Annotated in this window: 21 protein-coding genes; 12 read left to right on the top strand and 9 right to left on the bottom strand. The window is 50.0% G+C overall.

Translation table 11 applies throughout. The annotated features are described in order from the left end of the window. Positions 1-246: 246 nt before the first annotated feature. The 4 genes from HRU73_RS10690 to HRU73_RS10675 all read left to right on the top strand — a co-directional run bounded on the left by HRU73_RS10690 (position 247) and on the right by HRU73_RS10675 (position 4,394). Positions 247-1,950, top strand: a complete 1,704-nt coding sequence (locus tag HRU73_RS10690) for an ATP-binding cassette domain-containing protein (protein WP_287398685.1) — start codon at positions 247-249, stop codon at positions 1,948-1,950. Positions 1,951-2,069: 119 nt separating this feature from the next. Continuing rightward, positions 2,070-2,615 (top strand): septation protein A, encoded by a 546-nt coding sequence (locus tag HRU73_RS10685; RefSeq protein ID WP_287398684.1) that lies wholly within the window; start codon positions 2,070-2,072, stop codon positions 2,613-2,615. Between the two features lie 28 nt (positions 2,616-2,643). Then, a complete protein-coding gene (gene mutY, locus HRU73_RS10680; protein WP_287398683.1) occupies positions 2,644-3,771 on the top strand; it encodes an A/G-specific adenine glycosylase in 1,128 nt (375 codons plus the stop codon). Then, positions 3,768-4,394, top strand: coding sequence for a 5-formyltetrahydrofolate cyclo-ligase (locus tag HRU73_RS10675; protein WP_287398682.1), 627 nt, complete (start codon positions 3,768-3,770; stop codon positions 4,392-4,394). The genes mutY and HRU73_RS10675 overlap by 4 nt, the downstream gene beginning before the upstream one ends. 59 nt (positions 4,395-4,453) lie before the next feature. Here HRU73_RS10675 and HRU73_RS10670 read toward each other — a convergent pair whose 3' ends face one another. From HRU73_RS10670 to lptC, 8 genes are all read right to left on the bottom strand, one after another. Beyond that, on the bottom strand, positions 4,454-5,068 hold the full coding sequence (locus HRU73_RS10670) for a flavin prenyltransferase UbiX (RefSeq protein ID WP_287398681.1): 615 nt from the start codon (positions 5,066-5,068) through the stop codon (positions 4,454-4,456). 36 nt (positions 5,069-5,104) lie between these two features. Then, positions 5,105-6,076, bottom strand: a complete 972-nt coding sequence (gene hprK, locus HRU73_RS10665; protein WP_287398680.1) for an HPr(Ser) kinase/phosphatase — start codon at positions 6,074-6,076, stop codon at positions 5,105-5,107. Then, positions 6,063-6,533, bottom strand: a complete 471-nt coding sequence (locus HRU73_RS10660) for a PTS sugar transporter subunit IIA (protein WP_287398679.1) — start codon at positions 6,531-6,533, stop codon at positions 6,063-6,065. Before HRU73_RS10660 ends, hprK begins: the two co-directional genes overlap by 14 nt. A gap of 224 nt (positions 6,534-6,757) precedes the next feature. Beyond that, complete coding sequence (hpf, locus tag HRU73_RS10655) at positions 6,758-7,093, bottom strand: ribosome hibernation-promoting factor, HPF/YfiA family (protein ID WP_011110713.1); 336 nt, start codon at positions 7,091-7,093, stop codon at positions 6,758-6,760. Positions 7,094-7,267: 174 nt separating this feature from the next. Next, positions 7,268-8,740 (bottom strand): RNA polymerase factor sigma-54, encoded by a 1,473-nt coding sequence (locus tag HRU73_RS10650; protein WP_287398678.1) that lies wholly within the window; start codon positions 8,738-8,740, stop codon positions 7,268-7,270. A gap of 6 nt (positions 8,741-8,746) precedes the next feature. Then, positions 8,747-9,469, bottom strand: coding sequence for an LPS export ABC transporter ATP-binding protein (gene lptB / locus HRU73_RS10645; RefSeq protein WP_287398677.1), 723 nt, complete (start codon positions 9,467-9,469; stop codon positions 8,747-8,749). A gap of 34 nt (positions 9,470-9,503) precedes the next feature. Continuing rightward, positions 9,504-10,070, bottom strand: coding sequence for a lipopolysaccharide transport periplasmic protein LptA (gene lptA, locus HRU73_RS10640; protein WP_287398676.1), 567 nt, complete (start codon positions 10,068-10,070; stop codon positions 9,504-9,506). 107 nt (positions 10,071-10,177) lie between these two features. Beyond that, positions 10,178-10,759, bottom strand: coding sequence for an LPS export ABC transporter periplasmic protein LptC (gene lptC, locus HRU73_RS10635; protein WP_287398675.1), 582 nt, complete (start codon positions 10,757-10,759; stop codon positions 10,178-10,180). A gap of 284 nt (positions 10,760-11,043) precedes the next feature. Here lptC and nadA point away from each other — a divergent pair, with 284 nt between their 5' ends. The 8 genes from nadA to panC all read left to right on the top strand — a co-directional run bounded on the left by nadA (position 11,044) and on the right by panC (position 18,488). Continuing rightward, positions 11,044-12,144 carry a quinolinate synthase NadA gene (nadA, locus tag HRU73_RS10630; RefSeq protein ID WP_287398674.1) on the top strand — a complete coding sequence of 367 codons (1,101 nt, stop codon included), beginning with the start codon at positions 11,044-11,046 and terminating at the stop codon, positions 12,142-12,144. Continuing rightward, positions 12,144-12,968: an endonuclease/exonuclease/phosphatase family protein gene (locus HRU73_RS10625; protein ID WP_287398673.1), complete on the top strand. Its 825-nt coding sequence runs from the start codon at positions 12,144-12,146 to the stop codon at positions 12,966-12,968. The genes nadA and HRU73_RS10625 overlap by 1 nt, the downstream gene beginning before the upstream one ends. Continuing rightward, complete coding sequence (gene clsB / locus HRU73_RS10620) at positions 12,965-14,122, top strand: cardiolipin synthase ClsB (RefSeq protein WP_287398672.1); 1,158 nt, start codon at positions 12,965-12,967, stop codon at positions 14,120-14,122. Before HRU73_RS10625 ends, clsB begins: the two co-directional genes overlap by 4 nt. Before the next feature lie 166 nt (positions 14,123-14,288). Continuing rightward, positions 14,289-15,671: a polynucleotide adenylyltransferase PcnB gene (pcnB, locus tag HRU73_RS10615; RefSeq protein WP_287398671.1), complete on the top strand. Its 1,383-nt coding sequence runs from the start codon at positions 14,289-14,291 to the stop codon at positions 15,669-15,671. Then, positions 15,668-16,180, top strand: a complete 513-nt coding sequence (gene folK, locus HRU73_RS10610; RefSeq protein ID WP_287398670.1) for a 2-amino-4-hydroxy-6-hydroxymethyldihydropteridine diphosphokinase — start codon at positions 15,668-15,670, stop codon at positions 16,178-16,180. Before pcnB ends, folK begins: the two co-directional genes overlap by 4 nt. After that, entirely contained in the window at positions 16,177-16,821 is a 645-nt protein-coding gene (locus HRU73_RS10605; protein WP_287398669.1) for a deoxynucleoside kinase, read from the top strand. Before folK ends, HRU73_RS10605 begins: the two co-directional genes overlap by 4 nt. After that, positions 16,822-17,631 carry a 3-methyl-2-oxobutanoate hydroxymethyltransferase gene (panB, locus tag HRU73_RS10600; RefSeq protein WP_287398668.1) on the top strand — a complete coding sequence of 270 codons (810 nt, stop codon included), beginning with the start codon at positions 16,822-16,824 and terminating at the stop codon, positions 17,629-17,631. 23 nt (positions 17,632-17,654) lie between these two features. Then, positions 17,655-18,488, top strand: a complete 834-nt coding sequence (gene panC, locus HRU73_RS10595) for a pantoate--beta-alanine ligase (protein ID WP_287398667.1) — start codon at positions 17,655-17,657, stop codon at positions 18,486-18,488. A gap of 36 nt (positions 18,489-18,524) precedes the next feature. Here the strand turns inward: panC and glgP are convergent, their stop codons facing one another. After that, positions 18,525-21,080 carry an alpha-glucan family phosphorylase gene (glgP, locus tag HRU73_RS10590; protein WP_287398666.1) on the bottom strand — a complete coding sequence of 852 codons (2,556 nt, stop codon included), beginning with the start codon at positions 21,078-21,080 and terminating at the stop codon, positions 18,525-18,527. Positions 21,081-21,115 lie beyond the last annotated feature (35 nt).

Genomic DNA, 21,115 nt, shown 5'->3' with positions numbered 1-21,115 from the left:
GATTTGATTCTCGCTTTTAAGCTATACAGATTGTTTTAATTTATAATTAAAAATTTTCTTATACTACATTCAGTTAGTGACAGCTATTGACTAGTCAGTGAAGTAGGCATTCTTCCTCGGCCATAGCAATATCGAATAATCAAAGCTTTGCGGCCTTCTGGTATTATTTTCCTTAGTTATTATCAGCCGTAATGTGAGCTGATATAGTTCACCTGTTAGGCTGATTCCGCCATTTTTCCTCTTGTAATGCCAGATAAGCAACCGGCTCCCCCAATAGAACTGTTAACCCGCTTTGTTACCCGGAGCGGATCTCACTGGTTAACTCTGATATCTATTCTGATCGCTGGCGGTTTATTTGCATTAGCTATTACATTGGTTCCTCTGGTGGTCGGCCAGCTGTTTACCCAAATACTGCCAGGAGGTAACCGGCAGCTAATGCAATCCCTTCCGCTGATACTGATGATTCTTCTGCTGGCAGCCATTTTTGCTGACTGGGTTGTCTATTATGTGCTTGAACGCTTACTAGGCAGGGCCATACTCGATATACGTACGGAGCTGTTCAAAAAATTACTGGCATTGCCTCCGGCCTGTTCTGATTTTCCAGCGGAGACAATCTCCTTGTACTTCTTTCAAAGCATTGAAAAGTTGGGCCACAATGTCTGTTTATTGGGAGTCTGCTTATCTCGGGATTTGCTGACTGCGGCCGGGTTGCTGGGCGTAATGGCCTGGCTGAATCCGGAGATGTCATTGCTGGTTTTGGCAATGCTGGCAACAATATTTTTTATCGGGCAGATATTTCGTGCGAACGCTCGCCAGCAGGATATGCTGGGTCAGAAACAGTATGAAGTATCCAGGGGTCTGTCCAAAGCACTGCGACTTAACCGAATAATTCACCTGGATAAAGGTTATGAGCAGGAGATCAGGCATACTCGAAATAGTTTCGAGCAACTCCAATCCTTTTCGCAAAAGCAATTCAGACAAACAAAATTGATGGAATTGCTCGTGTATGTTCTTCTGATAGGGGTACTGACAGCCTTTCTTTACTATTTATTACAACAACTCGCTTCGAATCAATTGACAGCAGGTGATGCTGCTGCATTTTTTATGGCGGGTGCAATGCTGATTTTCCCGTTACAACGACTTTTCAGCATCAACTTGTTATTGAAACAATGCAGTGAAGCATTACAAGTGATCTTCCCACTGCTGGATCAGGATTCCAGAATAGTCGAGGAAAATCCTTATACTACTCAGTTTGGACGTGGCAAAGGGAAATTACGATTTGAAGGAGTCAGTTTCCGGGGAGGGGCGACGGAATGCCAGTTACCTCACTTCAATCTTGAAATAGCATCCGGACAAAAAATTGCATTGATAAACCGGGATGCTAATATCAACCGGCTGTTTGCAGATCTCGTCTGTGGTTTCGTGCAACCATCAACAGGCAGAATTCTGCTCGATGATAATGACACCAAACGGATAAACCCTGCTGAATTATGCAGCTACATTGCCTGGATTGCAGCAGATGAGGATTTATTGGGCGATACGGTTGCCATCAATATTGCTTATGGCAGTGCCTGTTGTAGCAGGGAAATAGCAATTACGACAGCCGCTCACGCCAGCCAGGCGATGGAATTTATCCGCAAGCTGCCGCAAGGATTGCAGACAAAAATCAATCAACCTGCCCTGACATTTTCAGATGATCAGCGGCAGCGTATTCTTATCGCACGAGCATTGCTAAAAAATCCAAGTATCATCATCCTTGACGAAACCACTGCCTGTTTCAATACCGATAATACCGCCTTGCTGCAGGCGTTACAGGTATTGCTCAATAATCGTACTGTCCTGATTCTTTCATCGCGACCAGTAATGCTCAATCTTGCCGGGCAGCAGTTTGATCCGGAAAAACCTGCCCTGATATCTGCATGTCATTCAGACGGATGCACGGTTCGGTGAGTTTATGCTACTGTTCCGGATTCATTGCATTGTGATAATGGGTATAACGGTGACTGTTACCATATCGAATGATGACCGCTGTTACTATACTTTGATCGGTAACCCAAAGGGTATTTTTCATGAAGTTTCTTTTTGATCTTTTTCCGGTAATCCTGTTTTTCATTACGTATAAAGTCTACGGCATTTATAACGCGACAGCGGTTGCAATCATTGCCACATTCGTACAAATTGGCTGGGTGTGGTTGCGCCATCGCAAGGTTGACAATATGTTGTGGGTGAGCCTTGCCATCATTGTCGTTTTTGGAGGAGCAACACTGATTTTTCAGGATGAAACTTTTATCAAATGGAAACCGACTGTGCTTTATTGGCTGTTTGCCGCAGTTCTATTTCTGGCAAATCAGATTTTCGGAAAAAATCTGATCCGGGCCATGATGAAAGATCAAATCAGGTTGCCCGAGCCGGTATGGCCTCGGCTAAACGCCAGTTGGGCAGTATTTTTTAGTGTGATGGGGGTCATCAATCTTTATGTGGCCTACAACTATTCGACGGATACCTGGGTGAATTTCAAGTTGTTTGGTTTTATGGGGCTCATGTTTGCTTTCGTTATCCTGCAGGCAATATTGCTGGGGAAGTACGTGGAAAAAAGTGATGATCAGGAAATCTGATTTGCCCGGTTACTCCACTGTCAACTGAATGACTCCACGGACAGCCGGTACAATCCATTTTCCAGCGGATGCACCTGATTCTTTCGCCGGCAGACTGATCCGCTGGCAGCTCGAATGCGGGCGACATTCTCTGCCATGGCAGGGTACCAGAGATCCCTATGCAATATGGGTGTCAGAGGTCATGCTGCAACAAACGCAGGTAAACTCGGTTATCCCGTATTACCAGCGATTCATGGCCAGTTTTCCGGATGTTGCTTCACTGGCCGGCGTGCCGGTGGGAGATGTGCTCACGTTATGGAGCGGTTTGGGTTATTACTCGCGCGCACGTAACTTGCACCGGGCGGCATGCGTCATCATGGAACAGTATAGTGGTGTGTTTCCACAGGATGCAGCCACACTTCAGCGATTACCTGGAATCGGCCGTTCTACTGCGGCAGCCATTGCCGCTTTTGCGTTTGGTGAGCGCGGTACGATTCTTGACGGGAATGTCAAACGTATTCTGGCGCGTTACTTCGGGATCAGCGGCTACCCAGGCGAAAAATCGGTTGAAGAACGGCTGTGGCAACTGGCGGAAAGCCTGTTGCCTGCTGAGGAGAGCAACCACCAAATCGTGGCATCTTATACACAAGCACTAATGGATTTAGGTGCGCTGGTCTGTGCGCGCAACCGGCCGCGTTGCCAATATTGCCCGCTGCAGGCCGATTGTATTGCCTGTCAGAATGATCTGACAGCTGATTTGCCTGTGCCTAAACCCAGGAAAACGCTTCCTGTCAGAGAAACTGTGCATTTGATTCTCTTGGATCAGGAACGGATCCTGCTGAAAAAACGGCCAGCTTCCGGTATCTGGGGGGGATTGTGGTGTTTTCCAGAAATGTCTGTCGATCAGGACAGTATTGATTACTGTGAAAAGAATTTACATGTGCGGGTGACAAAACTTGCCAGGCTTCCTCATTTGCAGCATACTTTCACACATTTTAAATTGATCATTCAGCCGCACTTGTTGCAATCAATAATGCACCAGCCGGTATGTGAAGAAAAATGTGAGGAAAACAGTTACCTTTGGTTGACAATCGAACAAGCCATGCAGCAAGCCATACCTGTTCCTGTGAGAAAACTGCTGTCAATGGCCTACCCTTACTTCCACCCACATTCATGAATAACGCAGCACTCCGGCACTGGAAACAGCAGCAACGTGCACGCTTGCGCGAATTGCGCCAGCAGGTTCCGGTAACACAACGCATGCTCTGGAGCGATGCGATTACTGCCGTACTGACACAAGGGTTTCCTTTCCTGGAAAATCAGCGGATCGGGTTTTACTGGCCGCATCAGGGAGAATATGATCCGATTCCGGCCATGACATTCTTGAGAACACGCGGTGCTACTCTTGCTCTGCCGGAAGTCACCAGTAAAGATGAGCCACTCAGATTCGTCGAATGGTGGCCGGAAGCGCCTATGAAAAAGGATATTTATGGGATACCGTTTCCCGATAATACCCGTGGAATCACTGTCGACAGTATCATCATTCCATTGCTCGGCTTTGATGAACAGGGTTACCGGCTTGGCTACGGCAGCGGTTACTTCGACCGGACACTTGCTGCGATGAGCCCACGTCCGCTAGCGATTGGTGTGGCATTTGAAATACTCCGTCTGCCAACGATTCATCCGCAGCAACATGATATTCCAATGGATTATATCGTGACGGAACAGTCCATTCTGCATCGGACAGATACTGGCCTTGTGCCGCTGACAGCACCGATAGTGCAGTCACAAGCGGTTTGATCAGGGAATTTTAGTGGTTTCACCTGACGGAATTGATTCAGAGAAAATCAGCTCTCGGTTTATGCGTCACTTCCCCAGCGCGGCAGCAGAGTATGTGTTACACCAAGCTGATCGAGTATACGTGCGACGATAAAATCGACGATGTCCTGAATGCTTTCAGGCAAATGGTAAAAACCGGGGTTGGCAGGTAGTATCACTGCTCCACTGCGTGCGAGCTTCAGCATATTTTCCAGATGAATGGCGGAAAAAGGTGTTTCCCGGGCAACGATGATGAGTTTGCGTTGCTCCTTCAGCATTACATCGGCTGCACGTTCTATCAATTTCTGTCCTAAGCCGGCTGCCACGGCCGATAATGTACCCATGGTACAGGGACAGATTACCATTGCATCGGCCGGGTTGGAGCCGGAAGCAACCGGCGCAAACCATTCTTCCCGGCCAAAAACCTTGAGCAGTCCCGGCTCGACATTGAAATAGCTATTCAGGAAAGCCTCCGTTTCTTTGGGACGAGGAGACAATGTCAGAGCCATCTCCTGTTGCGCCACGATTTGTGCGGCTTGCGAATAGAGTAAATAAACCCGATGGCCCTGCTTCAGCAGTATTTCCAGCAGGCGAATACCGTATGGCATGCCGGATGCCCCAGTCAGGGCGACGGTAATGGTTTTCTGTTCGCTCATGTTTCCTAAAGAACTGGCTGGAAATAGTCCTTTGCTTTATTCGTTATGAGAGTCATCGAAGTGTTCCGCGGTATTGCCGGCCATTTCCGATTCATGTCGGCGGATAAACTCCTGGGTACTGTCGATTCCCCGCAACTGCAAAATGTAATTCCGGACTGCAGCTTCTACCAGTACCGCCAGATTACGACCGGCAGCAACCGGAATGATGACCTTACGTATGCCGACATTCAGAATGATTTCGTTGAGGTTGCTCAGCGGCAGCCGTTCATAAGCGTTGATACTGCTGCCGACGGTTTTTTCAAGGTGTACGATCAGCTTCATATTTTTACGTCGGCGGACCGCCGTTTCTCCGAATATGGTGCGAATGTTCAGCATGCCCAGTCCACGTACTTCAAGAAAATCACGCAGTAGTGGCGGACACTGGCCTTCGAGGGTTTCCGGACCGATACGGTGTAATTCGACGACATCATCTGCAACCAGTCCATGGCCGCGGCTGATGAGTTCCAGTGCCAGTTCGCTTTTACCGACGCCGCTTTCACCGGTAATCATGACGCCCATGCCGAGTACATCCAGCAGTACGCCATGCCGGGTGATGGCAGGTGCCAGCATTCTTGCGAGATAGGATTGTAATCTCCAGATGATTTCAAGGCTGGCAGTCGCTGATTGGATCAGTGGAACGGATTGTTCATTCACAAACTGCCTGATGACATTCGGGATCGGCGCATCATCCGCCACGATCAGGCAGGCAAGCTGGCTTTTGGCAAGTTGGTTCAGCCGTTTTTTCAGGGAAACATCATCAAGCTGATCGAGATAGTTGACGGATGTCTGATTTAGCACCTGTATCCAGTTGGGATGAACGAAGTTGAGATGGCCAATCAGCTCCTGTGTCGAACTGTTGATTTGATGGTTCTCAAGCTGTCTGTCGATGGCAGCAGATGGCTCACCCCATTGCAGATTTAATTTTTCCTGATTTTCTTCAAACAGTTGCGTGATGCTAACTTGGGACATGTTCGGGCACCCAGTCAGAGATGAGCTGATGGATTTCTTTGGCATCCCGGCCGTGAAGCAGTTTCTCGCGGAAATTTTTATTACTGAACATTTGTGCCAGTTCGCTCAGTATCAGCAAATGCTGGTCTGTCGCTTTTTCCGGGACCAGCAAAATACAGGCGATACTGACCGGCAGGCCGTCCGGAGCATCGAAAGGTATGGCTTCCTTCATTCTGACCAGTGCTGCAGCAGCTTCGCGCAACCCTTTGATGCGGCCATGGGGAATGGCTACTCCCTGGCCAAGCCCGGTCGACCCGAGTTTCTCACGTGCGAACAAACTGTCAAACACTTGGCTGCGTGCGATGTGCAGGGTATTTTCAAACAACAGACCAACCTGCTCAAATACACGTTTCTTGCTGGTCGCGTCCAGATCAATAATGATATTGGATTCCGGCAATAATTGAGCAATGAGATTCATGGGGACTCAGACCACTTTAGAAAATCGGGCAGTGTAACCTTTTTGTCGGAAACGGGGCTGTCTGCTTGTGTTGTTTTCTCAGGTGCCCGGGCCTGTTGCAGCAGTTCTGCAGATCGGATGTGTCAGACAGCACGATTCTGGTGACTGTTGGGCAGGCGTTGCCCCGTTTTATTCTTCCAGCATTATTGCTGTCGTTTTTTGCAAAGATACGGAGAAAGATGGCCTTACTCGGATTGTTCAAATTCCTGATCTTTCAATCCACCTTGATTATCACGTCGATCAATATTTTTTTCCTTATATTTAAGGATCTGGCGATCAAGCTTATCTACCAGGTTATCAATCGAGGCATACATATCGAGACCATCCGCTTCAACAAAAATTTCCTTGCCACGCAGATTGACTGTAGCTTCGGCTTTTTGTTTGAGTTTATCTACGGAAAGGATCACGTTGATATCGATGATATTGTCAAAATGACGTGTAATCCTCTCAATTTTGGACAAAACATAGTCGCGCATGGCAGGTGTAATTTCTACATGATTGCCGGTGAGATTCAAATTCATTCTTTCTCCTTATATGAGGGGATCGTGTGCAAAGATACTCTAGGGAAGCTCAAAAGCAACCCCCAGCCAGGCAGTGATGAAATCAGGCAGAAAAATGCATTTACCGAATGTAAACCGGGTTTTCTCGCCTTGTCTCGCTTTTCCTAGCCGTTGCTTACTATTTTTAGAACTTCCCTAGAGCGTTTTGCGTAAATTAGTCGGGGGAATATGCATGAACTCCCGATATTTTGCAACCGTACGGCGAGCAATAACGATACCCTGCTGCGCCAACATCTGCGAAATCTGATTGTCATTGAGCGGTTTTCTGCGATCTTCATCCTGAATCAGCCGTTTGATCAATCCACGGATGGCGATGGCTGAATGTGATTCCCCTGCTTCAGCGGGGATATGGCTGCCAAAAAAGTACTTGAGTTCAAAAATGCCGTGAGGCGTCCACATGTATTTCTGGGTCGTGACACGCGAGATGGTCGATTCATGCAGTCCAAGCGTCGCGGCGATTTCGCGCATGACCAGGGGGCGTACGGCAGTTTCACCTTGTTCCAGGAAAGCTTGCTGACAATCGACGATCGCCTGACTGACCCGAAGTATGGTATCCATTCGTTGATCGAGATTCCTGACCAGCCAGCGTGCTTCTTTCAACTGACCCATCAGCATCCGGGTTGCTTCAGTGCGATGGTGTTTCAAAATACCGGCATACAAGCTGTTGATGCGCACGCGCGGAACCGAATCCGAGTTGAGCCGTACTCCCCAGCCACTGTCTGATTTGGTCACGATTACGTCTGGGATGACATGCCGTGCCGTTGTCGCATTGAAATCATCACCGGGTCGGGGGTTGAGTCGAGTAATCAGCTGGTAGATCGATTGCAGGCAGGCCTCGTTACAGTCAAGCACTTTTTTGAGTAATTGGAAATTTTTAGCGGCAAAACTTTCCAGATGCTCGTTTACCAGCTTGAGCGCTTTATCTCGCAGTGGCGTATTGTCCGGTAATGCCGCAAGTTGTAAGGACAGACATTCCTGCAGATTGCGCGCGCCTACACCGGACGGATCCAGTTGCTGAATGTAATCCAGGGCTGATTCCAGATCTGCGGTACTGATTCCCAGTTCGGGCGGCAGCAATCCGGCAAGCTCGTCCAGATCCTGAGCCAGGTATCCATCATCATTGAGGCTGTCCACCAACAGTTCGGCGATTTTCTTGCTGCGCTCACAGTATTGCCCCAGACTGATTTGTGAGAGCAGGTGTTCCCGCAGACTGACAGGTTTGCTGATCAAGCGGGAGAAATCCTGGTCATGATCTTCATCACTACCATTGCCCCGCCCACGTGTATCGAAAAAAAGTTCCTGATCGGGGTACAACGGGTCATCCGGCCAGTCATTCTGGATATCCGTATTTTTCCCGATTTCCGGGATTTCATCGCTTTCTGCTGCAGCAGGCAAATTCGGAGGTGATAGTGAAATATCCTGTCCTTCGGTTTCAAATTCATCCCGATCGATCCCTTCATCCAGCTCGAGCAGGGGATTTTCCTGTACGAGACGAGTGATTTCCTGATTGAGCTCAAGCGTAGACAATTGCAGCAACCGGATGGATTGCTGCAATTGCGGTGTCAGCGTAAGTCCGGTGTTGAGCTTGAGTTGCAGGGTTGGTTTCATGTCTTGTCAGAGCCTGAAATTTTCGCCCAGATATACTTCCCTGACACGTTCATCTGTGATGATTTCTGCAGGGGCTCCATTGGCCAGTACAGTTCCTCCACTGATGATATAGGCCCGGTCACAGATTTTGAGGGTTTCCCGGACATTGTGATCCGTTATCAGTACACCGATGCCGCGAGATTTGAGAAAGCCGATGACTCTTTGGATATCCATGACAGCGATCGGATCCACCCCTGCAAAAGGCTCATCCAGCAGGATGAAGCGCGGCCGGGATGCCAGCGCTCGTGCGATTTCCACACGTCGCCGTTCGCCACCCGATAAGCTCATGCCCGAACTTTCGCGTAGATGGCTGATATGCAGATCGTGCAGCAACTCATCCAGATACCGCTGAATTTCATCTTTTTGAAGCTGCTGCAACTCCAGTACCGCGAGAACGTTTTCTTCGACCGAGAGCCGGCGGAAAACAGAGGCTTCCTGGGGAAGATAACTCAGCCCCAGGCGGGCACGTTGATGGATCGGCAATCGGCTCAGATTGTGCTCATCCAGAAAGATTTCTCCCCCATTCAATGGAACCAGTCCGACTACCATGTAAAAGCAGGTTGTTTTTCCGGCACCGTTAGGGCCGAGCAGACCAACAACCTCACCGCTGCGCACAGAAAAAGATACATCAGTTACTACCGTACGCGACTGATAACTTTTTTTCAGATTTTCGGCTCGTAATTCACTCATACATTATCCGCATCTGACGTATTCTCCGGTGATTTCACTTCCCTGTTTCAGTATCGGATTGTTTTGCTTTCGGCTGAATCACGGCACGTACCCTGTGATCGGAGTTCTTGTCGTTTTCCGATTGTTGCCGGCCAGATACCTGGAAAAAATCACTTGCTATATCGTAGGAAATATAATCCCCTTCCACTTCATCGGCTCCGCGTTTCAGGCGTGCGCTTCCGAACAGTTCAATTTTGTCGGTTTTGTCATCATATTCTGCGCGTTTGCTCCACGCTTCGACATATTCATTGATGCCATCACGTTTCTGGCGGTAACTGACCAGATCACCATACGCCGTGGCATATCGGTAACCGGCAGCATCTTCCTTCATGATCACTTTATCTGCCCGGAGGACAAGTGTGCCCTGTGTCAGGACGACATTGCCGGTAAATATACTGGTACGAAACTCTCCTTTGCGTTTGTAATCCTCGACCGTGGCGTGATCAGCTTCCAGATGAATCGGTTTGTCTCGATCGGCACGTTCAGCCAAGACGATACTTGAGAAAAATATGAGAAATAAGCCGAGGAAGCTTGAAAAGATGGCTCTATTCGGCCATGCCATGTTGAACAGCCCAAAATATCTATGTGCTGCTTGTAAATTATATTTTTTCATCTGGTTTGTTCTGTACTGATCCAGGAAATTAACATCTGTACGGGTGAGGCTGGGAATTAACGGGTAGTGCGCGGCGTACGATCATCATGTGCAGTGACCCGCGATTGCAGCAGAATTTCACCAGTCTGGTTGTTCATGAATAACCCGATGGCGTTGATGACGCTATTCATTCTAGTGACAGTGACGGGCTGGTCGGTTTTGGCGATATCCGTATCCGGGATCAGATGCAAAAAATCGGTCAGCATCGTTACTTTATCTTTATCCTTGTCTTCACCTCTGATGATGGCAACATTCCTGGTCAGAAAAATATCATTATCTCCCCCGGCCAGCTCGGCCCAACCGGAAGTTACTCTGAGCAGAGGTTTATCCGGTTCAATGCTGATAAGACCGATATGTTCCAGTTGTGTGATATCTCCTGCCGGATAGTGAGTCAGCTTGTCAGCTGAAAAAAAACGGTTGACCTTCAGTTCGTGATTGATCTGTATCCCATCAAGATTCTCGATGATGTAGTCTATTTCCTGCTGTGTGCCGCTATCCTGTTGTGAATCCGGACGCTGGAGATTTTTATCCAGCCACAGAGTAAGCAAAAGTAAAACGGTTAGCCACACAGATGGTTTCAGGAATAATGAGCGTGTCATGTTAAAACACCTGCCGCACAAGGTTTGCTACGAACATACACTGTTTTTCCGGTTACTTCCGATTGAGCAATACGGCCGAGAAGAGGCAACACACTGTTAACAGACTGCTTTTCAAAATTATAACAGAACCCTGTTAGCGTAATGGTTATGGTATCCGAAACTGGAAATCTCTGTTTTACGGCAGATCGGCAGAATTTTGTTCTTACAAATTTGCACTTTCTGCTTGAATAAGTATCTCAATGTGATTATGGTCATAGTTCACGATAAATAAAGCTGAATTGAAAATGCAAGCAAACGCAATCGATTTCGAAAATTACGAATTACTGCAGGATGACGTATGTGCCCGGCGGATTGTGGCAGCGAAACAGAAACTGGAAAAGCGTGCCATCATACTGGCGCACCACTATCAGCGTGCGGATGTTTACTGTCATGCCGATCTGACCGGGGATTCGCTCAAACTTTCGTACCTTGCAGCCAGGACTGATGCCGAGTTCCTGGTATTTTGCGGGGTGCATTTCATGGCAGAGGTAGCGGATATTCTTTCCAGCTCTGAACAGACTGTCATATTGCCCGATCTTTCTGCCGGCTGCTCCATGGCGGATATGGCTAATCTTACCAAGGTGGAGCGAGTCTGGCGTGAGCTGGCAGAAGTGCTCGATCCGGACGAGCGAGTCACTCCCGTGACCTATATCAATTCCAGTGCTGATCTGAAGGCTTTTTGCGGGCAGCATGACGGGATCGTCTGTACCTCCAGCAATGCGGTGAAGATTTTGCAATGGGCATTTGCCCGGCGTGAAAAAGTGTTATTTTTTCCGGATCAGCATCTGGGACGCTGGAGTGGATACAAGATGGGGTTGTCGCCGGATGAAATGCCGGTATGGGATTTCGACGAGCCCATGGGAGGATTGACGCCGGAACAGATCGAGAAAGCCAGAATCCTGTTGTGGAAAGGACACTGTTCGGTGCATCAGATGTTTCAGCCACAGCATATTCTTCGTTTTCGTAATCAATACCCTGATGGGCTGGTCATTTCCCACCCGGAATGCAGCTTTGAAGTATGTAAGGCATCCGATTACGTCGGTTCGACCGAGTACATCATCAACACTATTCGGGCTGCCAAAAGCGGTACCCACTGGCTGGTCGGGACGGAGCTGAATTTGGTTGGGCGTATTGCCGAGGAATTCAAGGCAGAAGGAAAAATTATCCAGTTTATGTCGCCGATGGTATGCATGTGCTCGACCATGGCACGGATCGACCCGCAACATCTGGCCTGGTCGCTTGAAAATCTGGCGGAAGGTCGTGTGATCAACCAGATCAGGGTGCCGGAGCCGCAAGCTAGCCTGGCAAAGTTGGCACTGGAAAAAATGCTCGAAGTCTCAAAATAATGTCGATATCCAGAGTACCGGCTGATTTCGACAGATCGATTTCTCCACCTGAAAACAGGGAGGAGCATGAGACCGGTCGAACATTGCATATAGCCACTTACAATATCCACAAGGGATTATCATTTTTCAACCAGCGTTTGATTTTGCACGAATTACGTGATCAATTGCATGGTCTGGATGTGGATGTCGTTTTTTTGCAGGAGGTGGTCGGAGAACACGCACTGCATGCGACCCGTTTCCGGGACTGGCCAAGAAATACCCAGTATGAATTTCTGGCAGATTCGATGTGGTCGGATTTCGCTTATGGCAAGAATGCAATTTATGGTCATGGTCACCACGGTAATGCCATTCTCAGCCGTTTTCCCATTGTGAACTGGGAAAACGAGGATATTTCGGCACACCGTTTTGAAAGTCGTGGATTGCTGCATTGTGAGCTGGCCATTCCCGGCTGGAAGGACACACTGCACTGCATTTGTGTACATCTGGGATTATTCAGGCGCGGCCGGAGCCAGCAACTGGAGGCAATAGAAAAGCGTATCCGGCAACTGGTATCTCCTGATGCACCACTGGTGGTCGCAGGGGATTTCAATGACTGGCGCGGGGTGGCAAACCCGCTTCTGGCCAGCCGCCTGAATCTGGTTGAAGTGTTCCAGCATACGCACGGTAAAGCAGCACGCAGTTTCCCTTCTGTTTTGCCGTTGTTGCGCCTGGATCGGATTTATATTCGTGGTTTTCAGGTGAAGAATGCCCAAATTTTGCATAATCGCCCCTGGTCACATATCTCCGATCATGCCGTATTGTCGGCTAATATCATGCGTACATGAGTTGGCCCGATTTTGTCGAAGGTAATCAGATAACGTTATTACACTCCGGTACGGAGTATTTTCCGGCACTGGAATCGGCCATTGATTCCGCCAGGCAGGAAATCCACCTCGAAACCTACATTTTTCAGTATGACGCAACCGGTGCCCGTATTGCCGCCGCACTCAAGCGGGCAGCGCAGCGCGGAGTAGCCGTCCACCTGCTGATCGATGGATTCGGTTCTCTCGGACTGTCCAGAATAATGATTCAGGAGATGCTTGCGGCGGGTGTGCAGGTGCTGATCTACCGGCAGGAATTTTTTTCATTCCGGCTCAAACGTTACCGCCTGCGCCGCATGCATCGCAAACTGGCAGTAATGGATGCCAGCGTGGCGTTTGTAGGGGGAATCAACATCATTGACGATTGCTCTGAGTCTGATGCCTCATTTCCCCGCTTTGATTATGCTGTCCAGATTACAGGACCGCTGTTGGCAGAAATTCATGCTGCAGCAAGACATCTGTGGATGCTGGTTGCATGGGTGTATTTCAAAAAACGCTGGACAAACCGCTCACCCGTCATAGCCAGCCGTCTGCCGGCAGGTTGTCAGCGTGCATCGCTGGTTATCAGGGATAATCTGCGTAACCGGCACAGTATCGAGCGTTGCTATCTCAGGTCGATTGCGGTCGCGCGCAGGGAGATCATTCTTGCCAATGCCTATTTTCTTCCCGGCAAGCATTTCCGGCAGGCTCTTGCCCGGGCAGCACAGCGAGGTGTTTCAGTCATACTTCTGCTGCAGGGAAAATCGGAATACCGCTTGCAGCATTACGCCATGCACGCGCTCTATGGCCACTTGCTGGACGCCGGTATCAGTATTTACGAATACCGGCATGGGTATCTGCACGCTAAGGTGGCCGTTATTGACAGTGCCTGGTCTACTGTCGGCTCTTCCAATATCGACCCGTTCAGTCTGTTACTGGCGCGTGAGGCCAACGTCGTTATCAGTGATCAGGTATTTGCGGCGGAATTGCGGAGCAGTCTGCAACAGGCATTGGAGGAGTCTTACCCGGTATCGCTGCATTCCTGGAAAAGCCGCTCGCGAATCAAGCGTTCGCTGAACTGGATGTGTTACTACTTCGTACGTATCCTGCAGGGGTTATTGGGATATCGACGTGAATAACCGACAGAATGCAGTGTTGTCGTGTACCGCGTACCACGTACCACGTACCACGTATATGTGCCGGTATGGTTGTTTGCTTTTTACTTACCGGACTTTCCGAGGTTTCATCAGAATCTGGTTCGTCACCAAGTGTATAATTTGCTGTTCATAGGAATTGCATCCAGGCATGATCCGTAAATTTCTGCACCGTATTTTTTCCTTCGGCTCTACTGAATCTGTTGTTGCTGATCCGGCATTCCGAATTATCAGCTGTGAACAGCATGGTATTCCACGCAATCGTATCAGCTCGGGCTCGCTGAAAGTTGCTCTGGCTTTGCAGCAGGCAGGTTATTCCGCTTATGTCGTGGGAGGTGCCGTGCGTGATCTGCTGCTGGGATTGAAACCCAAGGATTATGATGTTGCCACCAATGCCACACCCGAAGAGGTGCGCGCCGTCTTCCGCCACTCACGTATCATCGGTCGCCGTTTTCGTCTGGTACATGTCGTCAGCAAAGGTGAAATCGTCGAAGTATCCACTTTTCGCGGCAAGATGGCGGATGATCTGGTCGAGACGGAAGACGTGCAAGCCAATACGGATGCAACCGGGCGACTGCTGCACGACAATGTTTTTGGCAGCCAGGAAGAAGATGTGAGACGTCGTGATTTCACCATCAATGCCCTGTTCTATGATCCGGTCACAGAGGAGATTCTCGACTATCTCGACGGCTTCGAGGATGTGATGGCAAAGCGGCTGCGCATCATTGGTGAGCCTGAACAGCGTTATCGGGAAGATCCGGTGCGAATGCTGCGGGCGGTGCGTCTGTCTGCCAAACTCGGTATCCAGATAGATGACAGGACTGCCGCACCGATTGGTGATCTGGCGCCGCTGTTGTTGAATGTTCCGCCGGCACGCCTGTTTGATGAGATGCTGAAATTGCTGTTTTCCGGCCATGCTCTGGCAGCCGTGATAGATTTGCGTGCCCGTGGCCTGCATCACGGATTGCTGCCGATGCTGGATGTGATTCTGGAGCAACCTCTGGGTGAACGGTTCATTTCGCTGGTGCTGAAAAATACCGATGAGCGGGTACGGCAGGATAAACCGGTTTCACCAGGATTTTTGTTCGCCGCGTTGCTGTGGCATGAAGTACTGGCGGTATGGGATACTCATCTGAAGGCCAGTGAAAAAATGATCCCTGCGTTACACCGGGCGATGGGAGATGTGCTGGCGACTCAGCGCAGCCGGCTGGCCATTCCGCGCAGGCATGACGGTATCATTTATGATATCTGGTCGATGCAGCCGAGATTTCAGGCACGTTCAGGGCGCAAGCCGTTTCGGCTGCTGGAGCATCCACATTTTCCGGCTGCCTATGATTTTATGCTGCTGCGTTGTAAAAGCGGGGAGGTCGACCAGGAATTGGGGCAGTGGTGGCAGACATTCAAAAATACCGATAACGCTGCCCGCGAAGCGATGTTGCTGCAGGAGGCCCCGGCCAAACGTCGCAGAAAACGCCATCGCAGCAGTAAACCGGCAGGCGAAAAGATCGAATCCTCCAATCAGGAAATTTCATGATACTTCCCTTGCATTCGGAACCCGTCAGCCAAGTTTTCATCGCGTTGGGCAGTAACCTCGAAAATCCCCTGTCCCAGGTCAGGCGCGGAATGATGCTGCTGGCCGGGCTGGAACACTCTCGTCTGGTAAAACGTTCTTCACTTTATCGCACAGCACCGGTCGGGCACATTGATCAGCCTGACTTCATCAATGCCGTGGTGCAGATGGAAACAAGTCTGACACCCCATCACCTGCTCGATGCACTGCTGGAAATCGAGCGTGCTTGCGGTCGTGTGCGTACTTTCCCCAATGCCCCGCGTATCCTCGATCTCGATATTCTGTTATTCGAGAACTTGCAACACAATGATACAAAACTTGTTCTGCCGCACCCGCGTATGCATGAACGGGCCTTTGTGTTGCAGCCTCTGCTGGAAATCGTGGCTGATTGCGTGATTCCGGGGAGAGGTTCGGCCGTTGCGTGTCTTGCTGCATGTGCAGAGCAACCATTGGAGAGTATTGCATCATCATGAACCTGGAGCGCTGTCGCTATATCGTCGTTGAAGGGCCCATTGGTGCGGGTAAAACCAGCCTTGCCCGTAATATGGCAACCCGGCTGAACTATTCGCTCATGCTGGAGCAGCCGGAAGCCAATCCGTTTCTGGAAAAATTTTATGGGGATATGTCACGACATACCTTGTCCACACAATTGTTTTTCCTGATTCAGCGTATGCAGCAATTACAGTCGATGGAACGGGAGAACGGTTTTTCGCGCTCGGTCATAAGCGATTTTCTGTTTGAAAAAGACCGGTTGTTTGCAGATGTCACGCTCAGTGAGCCTGAGCATGGACTTTACCGGCAGATTCGCGAGCACATGCCTCTGAATGCACCCAGACCTGATCTGGTGATCTATCTGCAGGCGGCACCCGAAATTCTGATCAGACGTATCAGACAACGTGGTAACGCGCTGGAACAGCGTATATCGGAAGATTATTTGAGACGGTTGACGGAGCGATATATGCGATTCTTTTATGAATATGATCAGACGCCGGTCATGATCGTGAACAGCGAGCATATCGATCTGGCACACAACCTTGCCGATCTCGATATGCTGCTGGCACGTATCGACCAGATGCGCAGCGCGCGTGAGTATTTCAACGTCGGAGCCAGTTAGATGGATCAGTCAGCTGCGAAACGGATGACGATTACAACGCTGCAGAATGCTTGCGAGCAGGGAGAGAAAATAGCGGTACTGACCTGCTATGACGCAACGTTTGCTGCGGTATTGGAAGAGGCGGGGGTCGATATTCTGCTGGTGGGAGATTCGCTCGGGAATGTGGTGCAGGGGAAATCCAGCACCTTGCCGGTTACATTGGATGAGATGATCTATCACGTCCGGTGCGTGGAACGCGGTACCCACAGGGCATTTATCATGGCCGATATGCCTTTTGGCACGTTCCAGGTGTCTCCGCAGGAGGCGTTCGAGAATGCTGTCCGGCTGATGGCTGCCGGCGCACAGATGGTCAAGATCGAGGGAGGGCAGCATATGGCCGAAACCGTAGAGTTTTTATCCTGCCGCGGAATTCCGGTCTGTGCCCATATCGGATTGATGCCTCAGTTTGTTCACCAGTTGGGCGGTTACAGGGTTCAGGGGAAAACACCGAATGATGCCAGACAATTGCGTGAAGATGCACTCCTGTTACAAGAGGCAGGAGCAGCCATGCTGCTGATGGAACTGATTCCGGCTGTATTGGGTGAGGAAATTACCCGGTTGCTTTCCATTCCCACCATCGGTATTGGTGCTGGTGCAGCGTGTTCCGGGCAGGTGCTGGTGTTGCACGACATGTTGGGTATCAGCTCTGGTACTTTGCCGCGTTTCGTCAGAAATTTCATGATGAGCGCAGACAGTATTCAAACCGCTGTCAGCAATTATGTCGAGGCAGTCAAGCTTGGGGCATTTCCCGCACATGAACATACGTTCTGATAGGTCAGGAACAGGCCGTTTCCATGGAAATCATTACTGATATTGCGCCGTTGCGTGCACGGTTGAGGCATGAAGCTTCAGTGGCTTTAGTGCCGACCATGGGTAATCTGCACGCCGGACATCTGTCTCTGGTCAGGATTGCACAGAAACATGCCAGTTGTTCGGTTGTCAGTATTTTCGTCAATCGTCTGCAATTTGCTCCGCATGAAGACTTTGACCGCTATCCCCGCACCTGGTCGGATGACTGCCAGTTGCTGGAGGAGCAGGGTGCGGATATCGTATTTATGCCGGATGAAAAAACGCTCTATCCTGTTCCGCAGGAATTTCAACTGCTGCTCCCGCCCGTGGCGGATACCCTGGAAGGAGCTTGCCGGCCGGGTTTTTTCCGTGGAGTGATGACGGTCGTGTTGAAGCTGTTCAATATCGTGCAGCCCCATGTGGCTGTGTTTGGTGAAAAAGACTATCAGCAGTTGCAGGTTGTTCGCAGAATGGTTGATCAACTGAACTTACCGGTAGAGATCATTGCAGGTGAAACAGTGCGGGCTGGGGATGGCCTGGCGCTCAGTTCCCGCAATAATTACCTCGATGCTGCCCGGCGGCAGGAGGCAGGCGAATTGGCACACCACCTGAAACAGATCAGAGACAGCATCGCTTCAGGTGAACGGGACTTTCCGCTGCTGGAACAACTTGCCGCCGAAAAATTGAGCAAGCGTGGCTGGGTGGTCGATTATGTTGCGGTGCGTCAGCAACATACGCTGCTGCCAGTGGCAGCAAGCGATTCCAGCCTCGTTATACTGGGCGCAGCATGGCTGAATCAGACGCGACTGATCGATAATTTCCTGCTGACGTTGCCATAATCACACTGCCATGGCGCAAGGATTGCTTAGTTGCATTTACAACCATACCATCTTGCCCATTTCCAGGGAATGAGTCAGTAGCGGGTGATAGGGGTAGATACGCAGATAGTATTGTTGTCTGCCACACAACTCCGGTACATGGTTCAGTTCGAACTGATGTTCGTGCGATCCGAGGGGGCCGGTACATTCCAGTCGAAAGTGCTTGAATTGACTGAGTCTGGTTTTGTTATATTGTCGGGAGAGCAGCAGTTCCACGACTACATCCTCAGGCTGCAAACCGTTTAATTTTACTGCGAGCTTGAAATGCATGGTGCTGCCAAATTCGAGCTGCTTGCCGGGTGTATCAAGTCGCCGTACGCTTACACCCTCCCATGCTGCATTGATTCGTGCTTTCCAGGCGGCAATGCTTCTGGCAATTGCAAAATTATCCTGACTGTAGCCAGTACCTTGCCGGCTGGCAGGCGCGTAAAACTTCTGAACATACTCTCCCACCATTCGCCCGGTTCCATAACGCGGTAACAGTGAAACCATTGAATTTTTGGCCATTCTGACCCAATCAGCCGAGTAGCCGAACTTACTGTGGTCGTAGTAAAGCGGAATGACCTGGTCCTGCAAAATTTCGTAGAAGGCTCGGCTTTCTTCGGCATCACGTAATGAATCTTCCATGTTCTCGGAGACGGGTTTGATTCCCCAGCCATTTTTGCCATCGTAGCCTTCTCCCCACCAGCCGTCGAGTATGCTCAGATTGAGTGTGCCATTGATTCCGGCTTTCATGCCTGATGTCCCGCTGGCTTCCAGCGGGTAGATGGGATTGTTGAGCCAGACATCAACGCCCGATACCAGTCGCCGGGCAAGACGCAGATCATATCCTTCCACCAGCAGGATACGTCCCCTGAATTCCGGCATGTCTGCAACCTGATGAATATGACGAATCAGAGCCTGACCCGGCAGATCGGCCGGATGGGCCTTGCCGGCAAAAATAAGCAGAACCGGTCTGGCTGCATCGAGCAGCAGTTTGCGCAACCAGTCGAGATCCTGGAACAGCAATGTTGCCCGTTTATAGGTGGCAAAACGGCGCGCAAAACCGAGTGTCAATATATTCGGATTGATCGGGTCGACAAATCTGAGCAACCGTTCGAGATGAGCTTCAGAGCCATGATTGCGTAAATTCTGCTCGGTCAGGCGCGCACGAATACCGTAAAACATCTGTGATTTCAGACTCTGCCGCACACTCCAGAAGATATGATCGGGAATATCATGGATGCGTGACCAGAATTCGGGGGCATGTTGCTTGCTGCGCCATTGGGAGCCAAGTCGACGATCAAACAGATCAGTCCACTCCTGTGCCAGAAATGTCGGTACATGGACGCCATTGGTAACGTAATCAATCGGATTTTCTTCAGACTCGATCTGCGGCCACATATCGCGGCAGATATTGGCGGAAACATCCCGGTGGATTCTGCTGACGCCATTGTGCATACGTGACATGCGGATTGCCAACGCAGTCATATTGAAATCATGATTGCCTGGAGTATGGCCAAGCGCCATGAACTCTTCCCGGGAAATTTTCAGCTCGTGATAAAAATCCTCGAAATAACGGTGCATCATGTCTTCCGGGAAATGGTCGTGGCCTGCCGGGACAGCTGTATGAGTGGTAAAGATGGTATTGACCGCGACGGCTTCCGTTGCACTGGCGAAATCCAGTCCCTGTCGTACGAGTTCGAGTGCACGTGTCAGCATCATAAAGGCGGCATGGCCTTCATTACTGTGCCAGATTGTCGGTTTGATACCCATTGCTCTCAATGCAGCCACACCACCCACACCGAGGATGATTTCCTGCTCGATGCGCATGGTTTTATTGCCACCGTAAAGCTGGTGTGTGATCAGGCGGTCATATTCGGAGTTATCCGGCAAGTCGGTATCAAGCAGATATAAACTGACATGTCCGATTTGAGCCCGCCATACTTTGACGGTGACGACCCGGCCAGGAAAACGAACCGATATCCGAACCTCTGAGCCATCGTCATGCAATGCCGGTTTTACCGGCAGATCCTCGAAATCTGAATCACAGAAAACAGGTTGCTGATTGCCCTGGCCATCGATGGTCTGAAAAAAATAGCCTTGCCGATAAAGCAATCCTACTGCTACAAAAGGCAGGCACAGGTCACTTGCTGCTTTGCAATGATCGCCTGCCAGAATACCGAGACCACCGGAATAAACCGGCAGACTCTCATGAAAACCGAACTCGAAACAGAAATAAGCAACCTGATCGCGTGCTTCGATTCCATTGATGGCCTGGTAGCGGGAAGGCTCTGAATGATAAGAATCATAAGCAGACAGAACGCTGTTGTAATGACTGAGGAAAGTCAGATCTTCTGCTGCCTGGAGTAGCAATGATTCGTCCACTCGCCTGAGAAAAGCTTTGGGGCTGTGCCCGACAGCTTCCCACAGTTGCGGGTCGAGTCGGGAAAACAGCGCGCGGGTGGCGCGATCCCAACTGTACCAGAGATTATTCGACAGCTCCTCCAGTCGAGACAAACGTGCAGGTATCTTGGGGCTGACGGTCAGTGTAAATGCGGTGCGTTGAGTCATTCATTGGGCTCCCGTTACAGATCAATACAGATTTT

The organism is Nitrosomonas sp. H1_AOB3, from assembly GCF_015709435.1.
In the GTDB taxonomy this organism is placed as follows: domain Bacteria; phylum Pseudomonadota; class Gammaproteobacteria; order Burkholderiales; family Nitrosomonadaceae; genus Nitrosomonas; species Nitrosomonas europaea.
This window is presented reverse-complemented; position numbering and strand designations above follow the sequence as displayed.